Below are 621 nucleotides of genomic sequence, written 5' to 3' on the forward strand. Positions count from 1 at the left end.
GCGTGGCGACGCACTGCACGGAAGCGGACATTTCGAAGCAGCACATCGAATACGCGCGCGAACTCGGCATGGACACCGTCGGCTTCCTGATGATGAGCCACATGACCACGCCGGAGAACCTCGCCATCGAAGCGAAGAAGATGGAGAGCTACGGCGCGACCTGCATCTATGTGGTCGACTCAGGCGGCGCGCTGACGATGAACGACGTGCGCGACCGCTTCCGCGCGGTGAAGGCGGTGCTGAAACCCGAAACGCAAACGGGCATGCACGCGCACCACAACCTGTCGCTCGGCGTCGCGAATTCGATCGTCGCGGTGGAAGAAGGCTGCGACCGCATCGATGCATCGCTCGCGGGCATGGGCGCGGGTGCGGGCAACGCGCCGCTCGAAGTGTTCATCGCGGCCGCCGAGCGCATGGGCTGGAATCACGGCACCGACCTCTACGCGCTGATGGACGCCGCCGACGACATCGTGCGTCCGCTGCAGGACCGCCCGGTGCGCGTCGATCGCGAAACGCTCGCGCTCGGTTATGCGGGTGTGTATTCGAGCTTCCTGCGTCATTCGGAAGTGGCCGCGAAGAAGTACGGCCTGAAGACCGTCGACATTCTGGTCGAGCTGGGCA

General features: G+C 64.7%; 1 protein-coding gene. It reads left to right on the forward strand.

Translation table 11 applies throughout. The annotated features are described in order from the left end of the window. The coding region (dmpG, locus tag GCT19_RS42485) for a 4-hydroxy-2-oxovalerate aldolase (protein WP_152855134.1) at positions 1–621 on the forward strand (621 nt) is incomplete at both ends.

The sequence above is a fragment of the Paraburkholderia atlantica genome (genome assembly GCF_009362785.1).
GTDB classification, from domain to species: domain Bacteria; phylum Pseudomonadota; class Gammaproteobacteria; order Burkholderiales; family Burkholderiaceae; genus Paraburkholderia; species Paraburkholderia atlantica.